The 14,982-nt window shown below is 47.5% G+C and carries 28 protein-coding genes and 2 tRNA genes; 6 read left to right on the top strand and 24 right to left on the bottom strand.

Annotated elements, in window-relative coordinates; genetic code table 11:
• Position 1: 1 nt before the first annotated feature.
• From ACJHX4_RS18515 to ACJHX4_RS18400, 24 genes are all read right to left on the bottom strand, one after another.
• A complete protein-coding gene (locus ACJHX4_RS18515; protein ID WP_004015023.1) occupies positions 2 to 1,417 on the bottom strand; it encodes a PBSX family phage terminase large subunit in 1,416 nt (471 codons plus the stop codon).
• On the bottom strand, positions 1,414 to 1,854 hold the full coding sequence (locus ACJHX4_RS18510; protein WP_000113731.1) for a hypothetical protein: 441 nt from the start codon (positions 1,852 to 1,854) through the stop codon (positions 1,414 to 1,416). The genes ACJHX4_RS18515 and ACJHX4_RS18510 overlap by 4 nt, the downstream gene beginning before the upstream one ends.
• A 2-nt stretch (positions 1,855 to 1,856) precedes the next feature.
• Positions 1,857 to 2,099 carry a DUF2560 family protein gene (locus tag ACJHX4_RS18505; protein ID WP_000807788.1) on the bottom strand — a complete coding sequence of 81 codons (243 nt, stop codon included), beginning with the start codon at positions 2,097 to 2,099 and terminating at the stop codon, positions 1,857 to 1,859.
• 307 nt (positions 2,100 to 2,406) lie between these two features.
• A complete protein-coding gene (locus tag ACJHX4_RS18500; protein WP_001139680.1) occupies positions 2,407 to 2,559 on the bottom strand; it encodes a hypothetical protein in 153 nt (50 codons plus the stop codon).
• On the bottom strand, positions 2,547 to 2,984 hold the full coding sequence (locus tag ACJHX4_RS18495; protein WP_021571391.1) for a lysis protein: 438 nt from the start codon (positions 2,982 to 2,984) through the stop codon (positions 2,547 to 2,549). Before ACJHX4_RS18495 ends, ACJHX4_RS18500 begins: the two co-directional genes overlap by 13 nt.
• On the bottom strand, positions 2,981 to 3,457 hold the full coding sequence (locus ACJHX4_RS18490) for a glycoside hydrolase family protein (protein ID WP_332279018.1): 477 nt from the start codon (positions 3,455 to 3,457) through the stop codon (positions 2,981 to 2,983). The genes ACJHX4_RS18495 and ACJHX4_RS18490 overlap by 4 nt, the downstream gene beginning before the upstream one ends.
• Positions 3,441 to 3,764, bottom strand: coding sequence for a phage holin, lambda family (locus ACJHX4_RS18485; RefSeq protein ID WP_000783734.1), 324 nt, complete (start codon positions 3,762 to 3,764; stop codon positions 3,441 to 3,443). The genes ACJHX4_RS18490 and ACJHX4_RS18485 overlap by 17 nt, the downstream gene beginning before the upstream one ends.
• A 242-nt stretch (positions 3,765 to 4,006) precedes the next feature.
• Positions 4,007 to 4,082: transfer RNA gene (locus tag ACJHX4_RS18480), tRNA-Thr, on the bottom strand.
• A 5-nt stretch (positions 4,083 to 4,087) separates the two neighbouring features.
• Positions 4,088 to 4,162: transfer RNA gene (locus tag ACJHX4_RS18475), tRNA-Asn, on the bottom strand.
• A gap of 62 nt (positions 4,163 to 4,224) precedes the next feature.
• Positions 4,225 to 4,743, bottom strand: coding sequence for an antiterminator Q family protein (locus tag ACJHX4_RS18470; RefSeq protein ID WP_247773357.1), 519 nt, complete (start codon positions 4,741 to 4,743; stop codon positions 4,225 to 4,227).
• Positions 4,734 to 5,405: a serine/threonine protein phosphatase gene (locus ACJHX4_RS18465; RefSeq protein ID WP_001271133.1), complete on the bottom strand. Its 672-nt coding sequence runs from the start codon at positions 5,403 to 5,405 to the stop codon at positions 4,734 to 4,736. Before ACJHX4_RS18465 ends, ACJHX4_RS18470 begins: the two co-directional genes overlap by 10 nt.
• Positions 5,383 to 5,589 (bottom strand): phage NinH family protein, encoded by a 207-nt coding sequence (locus ACJHX4_RS18460; RefSeq protein WP_001404860.1) that lies wholly within the window; start codon positions 5,587 to 5,589, stop codon positions 5,383 to 5,385. The genes ACJHX4_RS18465 and ACJHX4_RS18460 overlap by 23 nt, the downstream gene beginning before the upstream one ends.
• Positions 5,586 to 6,197: a recombination protein NinG gene (locus ACJHX4_RS18455; RefSeq protein WP_001108034.1), complete on the bottom strand. Its 612-nt coding sequence runs from the start codon at positions 6,195 to 6,197 to the stop codon at positions 5,586 to 5,588. The genes ACJHX4_RS18460 and ACJHX4_RS18455 overlap by 4 nt, the downstream gene beginning before the upstream one ends.
• Positions 6,190 to 6,384 (bottom strand): protein NinF, encoded by a 195-nt coding sequence (locus tag ACJHX4_RS18450; protein ID WP_139148246.1) that lies wholly within the window; start codon positions 6,382 to 6,384, stop codon positions 6,190 to 6,192. The genes ACJHX4_RS18455 and ACJHX4_RS18450 overlap by 8 nt, the downstream gene beginning before the upstream one ends.
• Positions 6,357 to 6,533, bottom strand: coding sequence for a NinE family protein (locus ACJHX4_RS18445; protein ID WP_071781225.1), 177 nt, complete (start codon positions 6,531 to 6,533; stop codon positions 6,357 to 6,359). Before ACJHX4_RS18445 ends, ACJHX4_RS18450 begins: the two co-directional genes overlap by 28 nt.
• Positions 6,500 to 6,673, bottom strand: coding sequence for a protein NinD (gene ninD / locus ACJHX4_RS18440; RefSeq protein WP_024229868.1), 174 nt, complete (start codon positions 6,671 to 6,673; stop codon positions 6,500 to 6,502). The genes ACJHX4_RS18445 and ninD overlap by 34 nt, the downstream gene beginning before the upstream one ends.
• Positions 6,670 to 7,260 carry an MT-A70 family methyltransferase gene (locus ACJHX4_RS18435; protein WP_021560253.1) on the bottom strand — a complete coding sequence of 197 codons (591 nt, stop codon included), beginning with the start codon at positions 7,258 to 7,260 and terminating at the stop codon, positions 6,670 to 6,672. Before ACJHX4_RS18435 ends, ninD begins: the two co-directional genes overlap by 4 nt.
• Positions 7,257 to 7,697, bottom strand: coding sequence for a recombination protein NinB (locus ACJHX4_RS18430; RefSeq protein ID WP_247773359.1), 441 nt, complete (start codon positions 7,695 to 7,697; stop codon positions 7,257 to 7,259). Before ACJHX4_RS18430 ends, ACJHX4_RS18435 begins: the two co-directional genes overlap by 4 nt.
• A gap of 213 nt (positions 7,698 to 7,910) precedes the next feature.
• Entirely contained in the window at positions 7,911 to 8,237 is a 327-nt protein-coding gene (locus tag ACJHX4_RS18425) for a hypothetical protein (protein WP_063502233.1), read from the bottom strand.
• A 76-nt stretch (positions 8,238 to 8,313) separates the two neighbouring features.
• On the bottom strand, positions 8,314 to 10,194 hold the full coding sequence (locus tag ACJHX4_RS18420) for a toprim domain-containing protein (RefSeq protein ID WP_001331794.1): 1,881 nt from the start codon (positions 10,192 to 10,194) through the stop codon (positions 8,314 to 8,316).
• Between the two features lie 107 nt (positions 10,195 to 10,301).
• Positions 10,302 to 11,162, bottom strand: coding sequence for a replication protein (locus ACJHX4_RS18415; RefSeq protein ID WP_000067065.1), 861 nt, complete (start codon positions 11,160 to 11,162; stop codon positions 10,302 to 10,304).
• Positions 11,155 to 11,301: a DUF2740 family protein gene (locus ACJHX4_RS18410; RefSeq protein ID WP_000166207.1), complete on the bottom strand. Its 147-nt coding sequence runs from the start codon at positions 11,299 to 11,301 to the stop codon at positions 11,155 to 11,157. Before ACJHX4_RS18410 ends, ACJHX4_RS18415 begins: the two co-directional genes overlap by 8 nt.
• 34 nt (positions 11,302 to 11,335) lie before the next feature.
• Positions 11,336 to 11,614, bottom strand: a complete 279-nt coding sequence (locus ACJHX4_RS18405) for a lambda phage CII family protein (RefSeq protein ID WP_247773361.1) — start codon at positions 11,612 to 11,614, stop codon at positions 11,336 to 11,338.
• A gap of 108 nt (positions 11,615 to 11,722) precedes the next feature.
• On the bottom strand, positions 11,723 to 11,917 hold the full coding sequence (locus ACJHX4_RS18400) for a Cro/CI family transcriptional regulator (RefSeq protein ID WP_000620665.1): 195 nt from the start codon (positions 11,915 to 11,917) through the stop codon (positions 11,723 to 11,725).
• A gap of 106 nt (positions 11,918 to 12,023) precedes the next feature.
• Here ACJHX4_RS18400 and ACJHX4_RS18395 point away from each other — a divergent pair, with 106 nt between their 5' ends.
• The 6 genes from ACJHX4_RS18395 (at position 12,024) to kil (ending at position 14,961) form a co-directional block, all read left to right on the top strand.
• Positions 12,024 to 12,740 carry a LexA family protein gene (locus tag ACJHX4_RS18395; protein WP_000428318.1) on the top strand — a complete coding sequence of 239 codons (717 nt, stop codon included), beginning with the start codon at positions 12,024 to 12,026 and terminating at the stop codon, positions 12,738 to 12,740.
• Positions 12,741 to 12,758: 18 nt separating this feature from the next.
• Complete coding sequence (locus ACJHX4_RS18390) at positions 12,759 to 13,127, top strand: hypothetical protein (RefSeq protein ID WP_000233129.1); 369 nt, start codon at positions 12,759 to 12,761, stop codon at positions 13,125 to 13,127.
• A 368-nt stretch (positions 13,128 to 13,495) separates the two neighbouring features.
• On the top strand, positions 13,496 to 13,768 hold the full coding sequence (locus ACJHX4_RS18385) for a hypothetical protein (RefSeq protein ID WP_001358311.1): 273 nt from the start codon (positions 13,496 to 13,498) through the stop codon (positions 13,766 to 13,768).
• A gap of 283 nt (positions 13,769 to 14,051) precedes the next feature.
• A complete protein-coding gene (locus ACJHX4_RS18380) occupies positions 14,052 to 14,348 on the top strand; it encodes a hypothetical protein (RefSeq protein ID WP_052920491.1) in 297 nt (98 codons plus the stop codon).
• A 341-nt stretch (positions 14,349 to 14,689) separates the two neighbouring features.
• Positions 14,690 to 14,824 (top strand): hypothetical protein, encoded by a 135-nt coding sequence (locus tag ACJHX4_RS18375; protein WP_000972063.1) that lies wholly within the window; start codon positions 14,690 to 14,692, stop codon positions 14,822 to 14,824.
• Entirely contained in the window at positions 14,809 to 14,961 is a 153-nt protein-coding gene (gene kil, locus ACJHX4_RS18370; protein ID WP_001243353.1) for a host cell division inhibitory peptide Kil, read from the top strand. The genes ACJHX4_RS18375 and kil overlap by 16 nt, the downstream gene beginning before the upstream one ends.
• The last annotated feature ends 21 nt before the right edge of the window (positions 14,962 to 14,982 follow it).

Raw genomic sequence — 14,982 nt, 5'->3', positions numbered from 1 at the left:
ATCAACCTACACCACAAGGAATTGAGTAACTGGAATAGTCGGGTTGCGCAGCCGACTCCGGGCAATGCATACACATCATCAGCGCATCAGCCAGGTTAGGAGATGGAATACCGAGCTTCTGCTTCATTTCGACCTTAGTCATTAGCTCCAGCTTCCCGTTGTTATTGAATTTGCGCTGAATCTGCGTCAGTTCTGCAAACAGCTTCTCCAGCATCTTCTCGCCTATCGCTTCTTTGTCGAAACTCAGCATGTCGTCGGGGTCTGCATACTCACCGTGAACAACCGCCCGATATGTCAGATACAGCCTGTCAGCCAGCGCGTAATAGAATTGCGCTCGCTTATTGCGGAACACATCGCCAATAGTGCGAACGTTGTCGCCATGTACGACTTCATCAGCCCATGCTCCGGCCTGATACGGAGCATCTTCATCGAATGGCGATTCACTGCCCTTGAACATCGTGGCGGTGATTTTCTTGCCGGAGAACGCTTCCGTTGTCTGTCTGCGTAGCCCGGCACCAACACCATCACCATCCCACAGGTAATGGTCAGCGCCGTCTTCAATCGCCAGCGAAGTAGCCCAGTCAGCACCCTCGTTGATGTCCATCAGCAGACCTTCGGCAATGCGCTTAACCACCGAACCGTGACGCGATGCGTAACCTTTAGCATCTGGCCCTGTATCTGACGGGTCATGTGCAGAAACAACCGCGCCTTTCGCTTTCCATCCGAGTTTCTTGTGCGCATCGGTTGCGGCTTCAAGCCATTCACGTTTGATGATTGCCATATCACTTGCGCTTACTGGCTCACCAAGCCAGATGTGACGATACAGTGTCGGATTTCTGCGTTTACACTCTTCCATCTCCAGACGGAGAACTTCAGGAAAATGCGGGTTGTCGGTGTAGTTCACCGTCAGCAGACAAATATCATCGGGAGGATTTACAACGAATCGCTGATAGGTATCGTCGAGGATGTTTTTCGGGTTGAAGCTCACCCATATTTCGGAAAACGGCTTGCGAATGGTTGGTATCAGAATATCCCACGATTCCTTCGTTACCGCCTCCGCTTCTTCCACCCAGCAGATATCAATACCTTCGAGCGATTTAATCTTCGTAGGGTTGTTTTTGATGCCGTAGAACATGAATTCAGCATTCGTTCCGAGATGACGAATCATTGAACGCTGAATTTCAAACTCAGCCGAATACCCTTCACGCTCGATAGTGTCTTCAAGCAACCGGATTACCGAATCACTGATACTGTTTTGCAGTTCACGAGCGCAGAGAATACGCACAGGCTGCCGACGCGCCGCCTCAACAAGCAGCCTCGCAATTGCCCACGATTTACCGCTACCTCGACCGCCTTTGGCGACTTTGTAGCGATGCGCCTCAATGAACGGTTCAAAGATAGGATTAATCGAGGTCATTTTCCGAATAGAGTGCTCATCGGTGATGTTTCAATCTGGATTGCGCCGCCGTCTTTGCCTGTTAGCTCGTGATCAACCTTGTCGCGCCATTTATCCTTCTGTCGGTTCTTAAGCCAGAAGATGGCGGCGGTTGTATCAGGCGGGTAATACTTCTCAAGCGGAGTTTCGACAATTCTGTTTTCAATAACACGAATATCGATGTCTGGAGCCACGAAGCCCATAGCGCGTTGATAAAGACGGTCACTAACTTCTGCATCAGCGACGGCCTTACCCTTTTTTATGGACTCCGAAAACTCAGGATAATCAAGCTTCCACTTGTTAATAGTTGACTCACTGACTTCAAAGAAATCAGCAAGTTCTGCATCGGTGTAGCCCAGCAAGCACAGTTTGCGTGCCTGTTCGGCATACGCCTCTTGATACTTTGTTGGGCGTGCCATGTTTATGCTCCGGTAGTGAACAGGTCTAACGCTTCCTTCGATTTACGCACCGCTTCGATAGTGCGGGTCGTGATATCTGAATTAGCGCCACCTGACTGGAAGTGAATTTTGAATAGCTCAAGCTTCAGCTCGTCAGTGCCAATGAATTGAAATGCTTCTTCTGCGGCTGCGTTCTGGTTCATGACCAGTTTGTAAATCTCTAACTGGAATTTCTGTTCTTCAGTCATGGGAATAATCTCTGCCATTGTTGGCTCCATTTATCCGTTAAAAGGGATATCAGTTAAGTTATCCCGTGTAGGGTATAAGCCATTGTCGAGACCACTCATTGAATGGCCTCTGCAATAACCGATGTCTTTCCATCAGTCCGCCACCACAAAGAATCTTTTTTGCCATAAGGCTGGAGGTTCATCTTTCAGTGGCTGCCAGTGTTATTTCCCCACTTACTGGCTTGGGTTGTTTCGCTGTACTGCCGTAACTGGTTACCCAGAATAAATTCCGGTTTCATTATCAAGCCCACCAGTAGATAGGCTTTGTAATGAACTGGCTCTTATCTCAACGCAGCCCCTTACCGCGCGCCAGATGCTCAATATCAAGCATCAGCAATGAGATGTTTAATCTGGATTCACTCCAGAAGTGATCACCACCCTGTCTACAGAGCCAGATGTGAAGGATGATGAGTAAAATTATCGCTATCATCGAAGGCATTGCGTCCTGATGTATTCCTGCAGGTAGTTAACCTGCGCGGTTATCCTGTCGATTCCACTTCGGAGACGGTAATAATTGAGTTCAGCATCTGCTGTAAGTCTTGGGCTTTCTCCATCGCCCATGCTGCTGGCTCCGGTCGTTGACTTTGCACAGGTGGCGGCGACTTGCAGGCGCTTACGCCCAGCAGAAACATCAGCACGGAGACTTTCGATAGTCGCGTTAGCATCAGCAAGCTCCTTTGTGTATCTGGCATCGAGTTCAGCTACATCACGTTGACGCTTCTGCATGTCAGCGATTGTGGATGTGGCTTTATCGCGCTGCTCTTTGTAGGTCATGGCGTTATCACGGTAATGATTAACAGCCCATGACAGGCAGACGATGATGCAGATAACCAGAGCGGAGATAATCGCGGTTACTCTGCTCATACCTCAATCTCTCTGACCGTTCCGCCTGCTTCTTTGAATTTTGCAATCAGGTTGTCAGCCTTATGCTCGAACTGACCATAACCAGCGCCCGGCAGTGAAGCCCAGATATTGCTGCAACGGTCGATAGCCTGACGGATATCACCGCGATCAATCATCGGTAAAGCGCCACGCTCTTTAATCTGTTGCAGTGCCACGGCGTCCTGGCTTTTCGGAGAGAAGTCTTTCAGGCCAAGCTGCTTACGATAGGCATCCCACCAACGGGAAAGAAGCTGGTAACGTCCGGCGGCTGTTGATTTGAGTTTGGGGTGTAGCGTGACAAGTTTGCGAGGGTGATCGGAGTAATCAGTGAATAGCTCTCCGCCAACAATGACGTCATAACCATGATTTCTGGTTTTCTGACGTCCGTTATCAGTCCCCTCTGACCACGCCAGCATATCGAGGAACGCCTTACGTTGATTATTGATTTCCACCATCTTCTACTCCGGCTTTTTTAGCAGCGAAGCGTTTGATAAGCGAACCAATCGAGTCAGTACCGATGTAGCCGATGAACACGCTCGTTATATAAGCGAGATTGCTACTTAGTCCGGCGAAGTCGAGAAGGTCACGAATGAACCAGGCGATAATGGCGCACATCGTTGCGTCGATTACTGTTTTTGTAAACGCACCGCCATTATATCTGCCGCGAAGGTACGCCATTGCAAACGCAAGGATTGCCCCGATGCCTTGTTCCTTTGCCGCGAGAATGGCGGCTAACAGGTCATGTTTTTCTGGCATCTTCATGTCTTACCCCCAATAAGGGGATTTGCTCTATTTAATTAGGAATAAGGTCGATTACTGATAGAACAAATCCAGGCTACTGTGTTTAGTAATCAGATTTGTTCGTGACCGATATGCACGAGCAAAACGGCATGAGGTTGTTAGCGCAGCCTCTTGCCACCCGCTTTCACGAAGGTCATGTTTAGAAGGCCGCAGCGTAACTATCACTGATGAATTCAGGATAGCCAGTGGCTACGGCTCAGTTATGGTGCTGGTTAACGGACTTGAACCGCTACCCATTCGCTTACAAGGCGACTGCTCTACCATTGGAGCTAAACCAGCATGTTTGGCGGGACAGCGTGGACTCGAACCACGATAAGAAGGTTAACAGCCTTCCGTAATGACCTTTATACGACTGACCCAAATAAAAAAGCCACCGTTGCAACTTAAGAGTCACTAACGGCAGCTTACCTGCTAATTATGGCTAAATGGCTAATTGCATGTCAAGGATTTTAACAGCAACATGCTTAACTTTCTCAACACGTTTACGCATTTTGAAAGCATTTTGCATTGGCTGGTACAAAACAAATAACGACGCTTTCAGGATGTCGTCAATTTCGTTTCTACAGGTTGCCAGTGAAGGTTTTCTCCATCCCTCGCCACCACGTCCACACATCTTGCGTGGCTTTGCAGTCGCGTGATAGTAGGATGCAATTGCTCGCTTAGATGAACCATGAGCGTAGTAGCTGAGGAGGATGCCAAAGGCTTTCTTGTCAATGTACATGACGGAATCGACGACCTGAGAAATCAACATTCCATCATCATCATTACACATTGGCCTTGTCATAATTCTTCCCGGCTCTACGCTCTCCATGAACTTCGCTATTACGCTGCTCATGCGCTTTTCCAGACGACCTGAATAAACCCATGCGCCCCACAGTTCAAGCCAGCCATTCAGCCACTCATGCTGTTCTTTGGTGAGGTTTAGTTCTCTTATGCCCATGCGCCTTCTCCCTGTACCTGAATCAATGTGAGGTTTCCGCAGAACACTGCTCCGGTATCGATATACATTTGGTTGGCAAATTTAAGTGGTTTCACTGCTGGCGTATGACCAAAGATGAACGTGTCCGCGCCTTTGATTTCTTTCACGATCCCGTCTTGTGAGTTGCTGATTCGTTCGCGGTTCCAGATTACCTGCTGATGATCAACTGGCTTTCCAAACTCGTATTCGTCACAAGGATAATCGGCGTGGCAGATGACATATTTTTTACCTTCGCTCACCAGTTCGATGATTAACGGAAGTTCATCTGCTTTATGGGCAAGAGCTTTAGCCAGAATTTCTTTGTCGTAATCGAGATTAAAGAACCAGCCACCGCCATTAAGCATCCAGTGATTGACGTTTCCGCGCTCTGATAAGCCATCAATCATCATTTGCTCATGGTTTCCACGTACAGCTCGGAACCAGGGGAATGTGATTAATTCCAGACATTCGACGTTCTCTGTACCGCGATCGACCAAATCGCCAACCGAGATAAGCAGGTCTTTTTTGGTGTCGAATCCTATCGTCTCCAGTTTTTTCATCAGGTTCGTGTAGCATCCGTGCAGATCGCCAACTACCCAAATATTTCGGTATTTGCTGCCATCAATTTTTTCGTAATAGCGCATCTCTTTCACTCCATCCGCGATGAACCATGAGAACGTCGTTGACGATGGCGTGCATTTTCCCGTCTTTATCATCAACGTATTTTCTGACCGTAACGCGACTACATTTCAGTCTGCGTGCTACTTCTGTCTGGTTTCCGTATGCTTCAACGAGCATGTCTGGAATGGTTTTTACTGAGAACGTCATGCGGCCTCACTTCTGCTATTTCGCAGGTCTTTGAGTTTCTGCTGATACTCCGCCTTGATGGCCCTGCACTCTTCGACAGTCCAGCGATGGCGGTTATGGTTTGATTCGATTTCGTCTACTGCTTCCTGCCCGATGCGATTAATCAGTTCGACGCGATACGGAACGAGATTTCCGCTTTTGTGCTGGTTGCACACCACGCATTGCTTGTGAATATTGCGTTCATCAAATCGGAGTTGAGGTGCCGCAGCAGTTGTCCGGTAATGTCCGGCATCCCACTGAGCAGACGTGAGCGTTCCGCACGAGATACATGGTAAGTCGCGGTCTCTTTCTCTGATGAAGGCGTTTACGGCTTGTTGGGCTTGTTTAATCCAGTAACTGCGGGGCTTTAAGGCGAGTTTTCGAATCTTAAGTTTATCTTTCTGTTTCTGCTCCTCTCGTCGTCGTTTCTTCTCTGCTGCTTTTTCCGCTTTTTCGCGTTCTTTGCTTCGTCGTTCGAGTGCTATCTTGGTTCCACACTCTGGAGAGCACCACCACTGATTAGCGAATGCAGGGTGAAACCATTCCCGACATTCATCGTTTTTACATCGTCTTCGCGCTGGTTTAGCCATCGTCTTCTTCCTCGTACATTGAGCTATTCGGATCGCTCATCAGTTCTGCGCAGCAGTGCTCACACACGTGAACTTCAAGCACATGCAGCTTCTGACCGCAGTTAGCGCACGTTAAAGCTCGCTCGACGCTTTCTTGTTCGTAACTTCGATTTGGGTCAATCACCTTGTTTTCCTCATGCGGTTCCATTTGGCCTGTAACAGCCCGTAGACATAATCGAATGTCTTTACCTGGCTTTCTGTGGGGATTGGTTTCTTGCGGGATCTGGTGCGTTTGGTAGGAGTAAAAATCAGGTTGTCTAACGCTATTTGAGTAATGCTTCGTCGCTGTCTCGCCACACGTCCTCCTTTTCCTGCGGTAGTGGTAACACCCCTGTTGGTGTTCTTTCACACCGGAGACACCATCGATTCCAGTAAGGTTGCCCGGGTCGAAAGCGATCGTCTTCCTTTCGCTCTCCACATCGATAACAGTGCTTCATGCGATCACCATTTTGCATGGTTTAATCGCCATGCCGGTAGCCAGTTCAAAATCGGAGTCGCACTGATTGCCCCACATATCCCACCCGGTCACTTTGTCGCGGCTAAATAACTCACAGCGCGGCACGTCGCCAAGCAACTTAGCTAACATGTCTCTTACGATCGGTGGTTTTGCACTGTGCTCCATTCTCGGTGCGGTAAAGTGCTGGCATATGGAAGCGTCCATTCTCTCAGGCAACCGCCCTCGAACAGCAAACAAGCAATCCTCGCTATTTGCCCGGGTCATATGCCCCATTCCGATCGCACTGTTGCCTTTGTGCTTATTGGTTTTGTGCCAAGTAAAGCCTTTCATAGTCATCAACCTGAATCCCCACGCCTCAATTACCTTTAGCGCTTCGGCTGGCTGTGTCGGCACCCACCACATCGCTAACAAGCAAGATTCTGGATCCGCTAAATCCCATACTGGCAGTCGGCAAATGTCCTGAACATTCATAACATCGTATTTATGTCCAGCACCGCGATTGCCATCGTTGGCTTTGTCGCGATATTGCCAAGGCGGATCTGCGTAAATAAGTCGGTATTTGTTCATGCAGCCTTATCTCCCCATCTCGCTTTCCACTCCAGAGCCAGTCGCGCTTCGTCTGACCACTTAACGCCACGTTCTGTACCGAATGCCTGTATAAGCTCTAATAGCTCCGCAAATTCGTTTACACGCATCCTGCTGGTTGACTGGCCTATTACCACAAAGCCATTCCCGGCAAGGTTAGGAACAACATCCTGCTGCTTTAATGCTGCGGTAAACACACACTTCCAGCTTTCTGCATCCAGCCAGCGACCATGCCATTCAACCTGACGCGAAACGTCACCAAGGCAAGCCCAAAGCTTCCGATTTTGGTCTAAGCTGCGGTTGCGCTCCTGAATGGTTACTACGATTGGTTTGGTTGGGTCCGGAAGGATTTGCTGGATGGCTTGAATGGCGTTCTGCTGATGGATGGGGCTTCTTAGTTCAAACGTTAGTTTCCTCATGGGATGAACTCCAGTGTGTGATGTTAAATTCCCATTTAATTACCCTTGCATACCCAATTTTGAACCCATCAATACCTATCCACCGCTTGCCACTCCAATAAGATGTACCACTTTGCTTGAAATGATGTGGATGCTTAGATTGAGTGGTCACTGTTACAGGTAAATATGGCTTCGGGTATTCCCCATTTCCTGGATAACCAGATTTAATTCTGCTCATTGATACCCTCTCTCACTTAATCGCCTCCACGCTTCGTTAAACTCTTCTCGAGTTGCGCCGGATTTTCTTTCTTCAAACATCATGCATTCGCTGATGTCTCCCCATGACTTTGATCGCTTTTCAGCGAACAGATCATCCCATTCGAATACCCAGCGTCCTGATTTTCGGTAGTGGTAAATGGTCAGCCATGTTGTGCTGTTCGCTGGATACCCATAGAGAACTTCGACTTTTTGATCACGGTCTTTATGCTTTTTCAGCAGGATAAAGCCAGCAACCAGCGAAGCTCCGGCAAGAATGATGATTGGAATTTGCCAGTCAGCCACACTTCCCTCCCCCCCAAATAAAAAGACCTGCGATTACCAGCAGGCCTGTTATTAGCTCGGTGATGTAGATGGTCATTTAATACTCCGTCACGTTTTCCTGTCTCCACGCCTCGTCATATTCCGATTTCGGCATATTGGCGATGTAGCTATATGGCGATCCTGATTCAAGTTGCAGGAACTGGTGCGATTGCTCGTCAAGGAACAACGGGACACCACCTTCCCAACCTTCGCCGTTACGTTGTTTTTCAAGCATCAAAACAGATGCCGGAGATGCCAGTAGCTGTTCGTCCTTCTCTGACATCTTTTCACCACTCTGAACTCTCTGTAACGCTCTCTCGCGAGCCTTGTTACGCCAGATGATGAAAAGGTTGTCTGTCAGGTCTGTTATCGCTCCAGAGCCTTTTACGTCCATTTTCCCGGTTGGTTTTTCTTCGCTATCTCCTTTTCTGGAGTGAGTAACGAGAATGACGTGGGAGTTTGTTTTGTTTTTGAAGTCACAAATCGAGTCAACAAATGCTTTCTGCCCGTTATAGTCATCGTCACCTATGCCGCATTTCATCAGGCTGTCGATGATGAATAACTGGATGCCGTATCGGCGGCGAGCGTAGTCGAATATTTCGATCAGCCTGTCGGCTTTCGCCGTTCCGGTCAGGCCAAACACCCAGAGTCTTTCGTCATAAAATTTAAATGCAGAGTCAATTTCCAGCACTGGCGGCATCTTGCAGCACGTTGCCTGACGGGTAAGTCGCTTAAGGAGAATACCAGGCTTCAGCTCAAGTGACGCGATGCATGTCTTCACACCCTGACGCATTGCCTCAAGTGCCATATGCCCGACAACCTCCGTTTTTCCGTGACCGTTCACACCATTGACCAGCGTCAACTCTGCCTCACGGAACTGGAATTTATCTGCCAGAGATTCCCACGGTGGATTAAACAGATACTGCTGCTTGCCGTAGAAAGCGTTGATAGTGTCCTGGTAAAACTCTCGCGCGCTGTAGAGTTCTTCAGGGTCGAAGTAGGATGCCGTGCCGATGTACTGCCAGATTTCATCCTCGGTAACACCGTTCATCAGGCATTCGTTGATGTCTTTGTACGGCAGAGTAACAAGACGGCAACGATGTTCACCGAGTCGGCTTGCGATTTCCCTTGCGGCTTCACGACCAACATCATCAACGTCCATCGAGATGAATATTTCCTCAAACCTGTCGAGGTTGTGATACTCAAACTCAATCCACTGTTGCTTAGCGCCTTTTCCTCCACCAAACGGCACGGATAACGCCGAGATGCCGTATTGCGCATAGCTCATACAATCAATTTCGCCTTCGCAAAGCACAACCGCCCTCACGCCAGCGTCCAGAGCCTGCCATCCGAACAGACAAGGTTCACAATCACCTTCTGCCATAATGACTTTCTTCCCGTCCGGGCGCTCAGTGCTGATTCGCTTGACCTGCAACAACTCACCATCGCGTTTGTACGGAAGCACCAGTGCATCAAGTTCTCGTTCTCCATTCCACACCTTGCCGCTGACAACCTCGTAGCGCTTTACGACTTCTGGCGATATGCCACGCGATTGCAGGTACTCAAGATGGGATTCTGTTCTGGTAACGTAGCGGGCGATTTTCTTGCGATCAGGTCTGGAGAATTTCTTCTCACGTTTGGCATCGAAATGGTGATCGTCATCCTTGATACCGAGAAATGCTTTCGCTTCCTGCATAGCCTGATGCAGGTTAATTCCACGACATGCCATCCACAAATCAAGCATGTCACCGCCGTCTCCCTCAGCGAAATCAGCCCATTTTTTCTTGCCGCTAAGGTTGACCTTAAGGCTGTTTCCCTTGTCACCATTGACGTTACCGGCAACCCACTCATGCCCCTCTTTCTTGCCGTTTGGCAACAGGTGCGGAGCCACCCTGTCAACCTGCGCCCAAAGCAGGTCGCTAAGTTCACTTGGCGTCATGATTCCCTCAGATTGAGATTTTTAAACCAGAAATCGACAAACGAAATACTTAACCAGCCGTGGTTATAACCAGCGACCAGTAGCGATTTGATTTTTGATTTCATGGTTCACCTGTCGAAAAACACGTAGCCAGTTTTCGATACGGTGATTGCGGATGATGGTTTGGATTGTGGTTGAATGGTTTCTGGCTTTTCGTCGTTCCAGCGCTGACCGTTCAGGTAGCTCGATGGTAACAACCTGTCGAATCCGAACTGCTTACCATTCCTGCATGCGATGTCTTCTGCCAGCATCGTGGCAAACTCGCTTGCCGTACCCCTGGTAGTTTTACGCCATTCCCTGAACTGTGTTCTGAATGCCGAAGCTGCGTTTTTCTTCCCGGCTTTCCGCATGCCTGCACACCAGAATATTTCCTCGAATGCCTTGTCGGTTTCTTCGTGACGGTCAGGTGATTTTTCACACTCCGTCCGAACACTTTCGGACATAGTGTTTTTATTATTTCTTTTTTCTTTTGTAATAGTTTCTTTTGTGTGTCCCTGTTTTGGTGACAGCGCTGTCACCGTTTTGGTGACACTTTTTGTCACCAATGCAGTGACATTATCACCAGAGTAGTGACACCCTTCGATTTGCCATTCCTCGATGTTCTTGTTAGGCCCGATTTGCTGGCCTTCGCGAAGGATAACCTTCATCGCGATAAGCTCATTCTTGGCCTTGTTTACCTTCTGTCTTGGCAGCCTGGTAATTTGAGCTAACTGACTATCAGAGATGCGATCCATCTTTTTACCGTAGCCGTATGTTTTACGGCATATGGCGTGGGCAACCTTGCTCTGATTTTTCGTTAAATCTGCGCCGATAAGCTCTTCATACAGGGCATTTGCAAGACGGGTATAACCATCTTCAACTTCTGCCACACGACGCTCCACAGGCCGTTGTGAAGGCCTTAAATGTGTTACGGTTGCAAGATTACTCATGACCTTTCTCCTTCTGCATCAGCTTCACTTTTTCCAACTCAGCCCGGAATCGACCAGGCTGCTTGAAGCTGGACAGGAAGCGATCACGTAGTATGTGTTTGTGAATTTTGTCCTGGTAAGGACTGAGTTGTTTTGTCATAATTACTCCTGTGGATTGATCCAGTCTTTCTACATCAGGCCTCAAAACTGTTGCCGCAGTCTTGAGGCTTTTCTTTTGTCAGCACCATGGCTACTTTCTTAGCCAGTTCCGCCAACTCCTCGTCTTCAACACCCCACTCCAGCACAGCCAGAAGCATGGCCATCTTTGGGATAAAGATGTCTTTCCATCGCGAAATTTGCGATTCATTGATCCCTAATGCATCAGCAACCTTTCGCTGACCACGTACAGCAATTCGATTTAGGATGTTGCTTGTAATTGCATTCGCTTTCTTGCGAGTACTTGTAAGTTGCATATGTAAGTATTTCCTTAACAAATAAGAAGTTATGCGCATCAACTTATGCGCGTTGTATTCCCGCATTTCGGCGGGAATGAGGACCATGACTGTTAAAGAGCGGTGTTACTATTTGTTTTTCTTGTTGCTTGGGAAAGGACGAACTTCCTCTCCAATCACACTGCCATCAGGCTTTACCGTAACCATGATGTTACGGCCTGCCAGAATGGCCTTGCTGATAGCGCACTGGATTACACCAAAGTCACTGGCTGCTTTAGCCTGTCCATGGATTTTGGCGTAATCGGCAAGTGTCATTCGAATCATATGCACTCTCCGTTATTAACCATGAACAAAGAATACTACAGGTATTCAAAGCAATCAATACTCAGGGTATTTTTAGTTTAAGTACCTTAGCTATTAGAATTAAGCTATGGAAAATAAAAAATCACTGACGACAGAACAGCTCGAAGACGCTAAGCGGCTTAAGGCTTTGTATGAGTCAAAAAAGAAAGAGTTGGGAATAACCCAATACTCAATCGCTGATGAACTGGGTATCACCCAAGGAGCGGTAGGGCATTATCTTAATGGCAGAAACGCGCTAAACGTTGAGGTTGCATCTGGTTTTGCACGACTGTTGCAAGTCTCAATTGCTGATTTTAGCCAGTCAATTGCTGCCAAGGTTGCAGAACAGGCAGAAAGCCTTAAGAGCGATGCCAACGTAAGGTATGCAGGGGAATACAGAGCAGGAAAGAGGTATCCGGTGTTAAGCAGTATCCAGGCTGGCTCGTGGTGTGAAGCATGCGAACCATACACCATTAAAGACATAGATGTTTGGCTTGAGTCTGACGCGCATATTCAAGGTAATGCGTTCTGGCTTAAAGTGGAAGGTGATTCAATGACGGCACCGGTTGGGTTAAGCATTCCAGAGGGAACATTCGTTCTTTTCGATACCGGAAGGGAGGCGATCAACGGCAGCTTGGTCATAGCAAAACTTTCTGACTCTAACGAAGCAACATTCAAGAAGCTGATAATCGACGGCGGAAATAAATACCTCAAGGGACTTAATCCTGCATGGCCTCTCGTGCCAATCAATGGAAACTGCAAGATTATAGGCGTTGCAATTGAGACAAAACTCAGACTGGTTTGATCACGCAAGGGGGCGCTTATGGTTGGAACCGCTATAGCAAGCTTTTTGGGGATGTTGGCAATCTCAACAATTTACGGCTTAGCGCATGCTTTTATTGCGAAATCTCTATCAGAAAAAATAAGCCAGGCTTGGGCGCATAGATCAGCTCGTTTCATGATTCTAGTGATCATAGCAATACAAGGGATATCTGCATTTATCCTCTATGGATCAAGCTTATACCTATTGTATCAAGGCGCGACATTTACGCCTTACACCAGTGATTACGGAACCCTATACGATGGTAGTGAAGACATCTCTATGGCTTGGATCGTCTTTGGTTTATCTATGGCCGTGTCTGTTGTAGCAGACATCATTAAGGTAATTCTCGTCTTAACCTTCGCTGACTAACCCATAATCCCGGCAGCAATAGCTATCGGGATCCACTTCACATATCCCGCATAAAAAGCACTGAACAAGCAGACACCGAAACAAATAAATATCCTTTGTATTCATTTGTTTATCATTATTTCATCAAAAATAAATACCTTGGGTATTTACACAATAAAATACCTACAGTATTCTTTAGCCATCAGCAGGACGCTGGAAGCCAAACGGAACAGATTGGCAGGCTCTTTAACATTGATGGGATTGTCCCGCCGAAATGCGGGAACCAAGGAGTAGTTGGCTTTGGGGTGCCGTGAAGTGCAGCTGCACGACAGCAACCGGAAGATAAGCACTCGGCGCGTCACCGCCAAAGTCAACCATCGGAGGTCAACATGGCAGTAGTCATTACATATCTGGCTGACGATAACGCCAGAAATCGCCGCAGAGCACGCAGACAGGCTCAACGTGAACAGGCAATGCAAGAGCAGCGACTGGCACGAAAAATTGCGCTAAAGCTCTCTGGTTGCGTCAGAGCAGATAAAGCAGCATCACTCGGAAGCCTTCGCTGCAAGAAGGCAGATGAATGCAGTGGAAGTATTTGCCTGCCAAACGTAGCCATTTACGCGGCAGGCTACCGGAAATCAAAACAACTGACAGCGAGGTAAGTGGTGAATCAGACATACATTCCATCATGCTTGAGAAATCTGCCAAAGCAGAAAGCAAAGCCCCGCAAGCAAGCCATAAAGGACGCTAAGGCAGAGGTTATTGATCAAGCAATACAATTGCTCAGGGAGGAGTTAAGAAGTGGCAAGCTCGAAGGAATGATGATGCCCTATCAGCGCGGATATCTATCGGCGATTAGTAAGTTGGAAGTATTGAAGAGTGAATTATGAACTATCTGGAATTTCCGGATGGTTCATTGTTTTGGCAGCAAGCATAGAGGTGAATATGGAATTCAAAGGTACTAAAGGTAAGTGGGAAATAATGATGGATGGCGATGAGATTAAAATCATCCAGGCAGACTCACTTGAAAATGGCGCAGGCTGGCGTTCGTATATTGCAATCTGTGAGGAAGTTCAATGCATTGAAGATGCCAATCTAATAGCGGCAGCACCTGACCTTCTCGAAGCACTTCAGTTATTACTTAAGCAAACCAAAAATAGAACAACGACAACATATCCAGAATGGTATGGAGCTGTTAATAAAGGTCTCGCAGCAATAAGAAAAGCTCTTGGGGAAGAATGATGAATAGGAAATACATTGTTGAAGTTATAGAGCGAGAAACAAAAGAAGTAATTAAACATTTCGAATTTGATAATTATAGAAAAGCTGACCGCGTAGAAGAAGGATTGTTGCGACAAAGTAATATCGAAAAATTTGATGTTGTCATGCGATGCGAATAAGCGCCTATAGCAGATTTACGAGTCTGCTATGTGAGCAATGTCGCTCGTAACTAAACAGGAGCCGACTTGTTCTGATTATTGGAAATCTTCTTCGCCCTCCAATGTGAGGGCCTTTTTATATGCATACCAATAACGCTTCACTCGAGGCGTTTTCGTTATGCAATCAAACAGAAGGAGTTACCCATGATGCACTTTCAGTTAGCGGGTAGCGGCGTCATGTCCGCTTTCTACCCGCACGAATCTGAATTATCACGCCGAGTTAAACAATTAATCAGAGCAGCAAAGAAACAACTGGAGGCGTTATGCGCAATGAAATAGCCATCAATCACCAGATGCTTCGTGCAGCACAAAACAAAGCAGTAATAGCCAGATTTATTGGTGATTCCAAAATGTGGCTTGAAGCAAATAAAGCGATGAAATCAGCGATCAACATTCCGTGGTATCGCAGGAAATGAGTTTTACAGATAACTGGTCAG

Source organism: Escherichia sp. WS2035 (assembly GCF_046487065.1).
Taxonomy (GTDB): domain Bacteria; phylum Pseudomonadota; class Gammaproteobacteria; order Enterobacterales; family Enterobacteriaceae; genus Escherichia; species Escherichia coli.
Note: the sequence above shows the minus strand (reverse complement) of the source record. Positions and strands in the feature narration are given on the sequence as shown.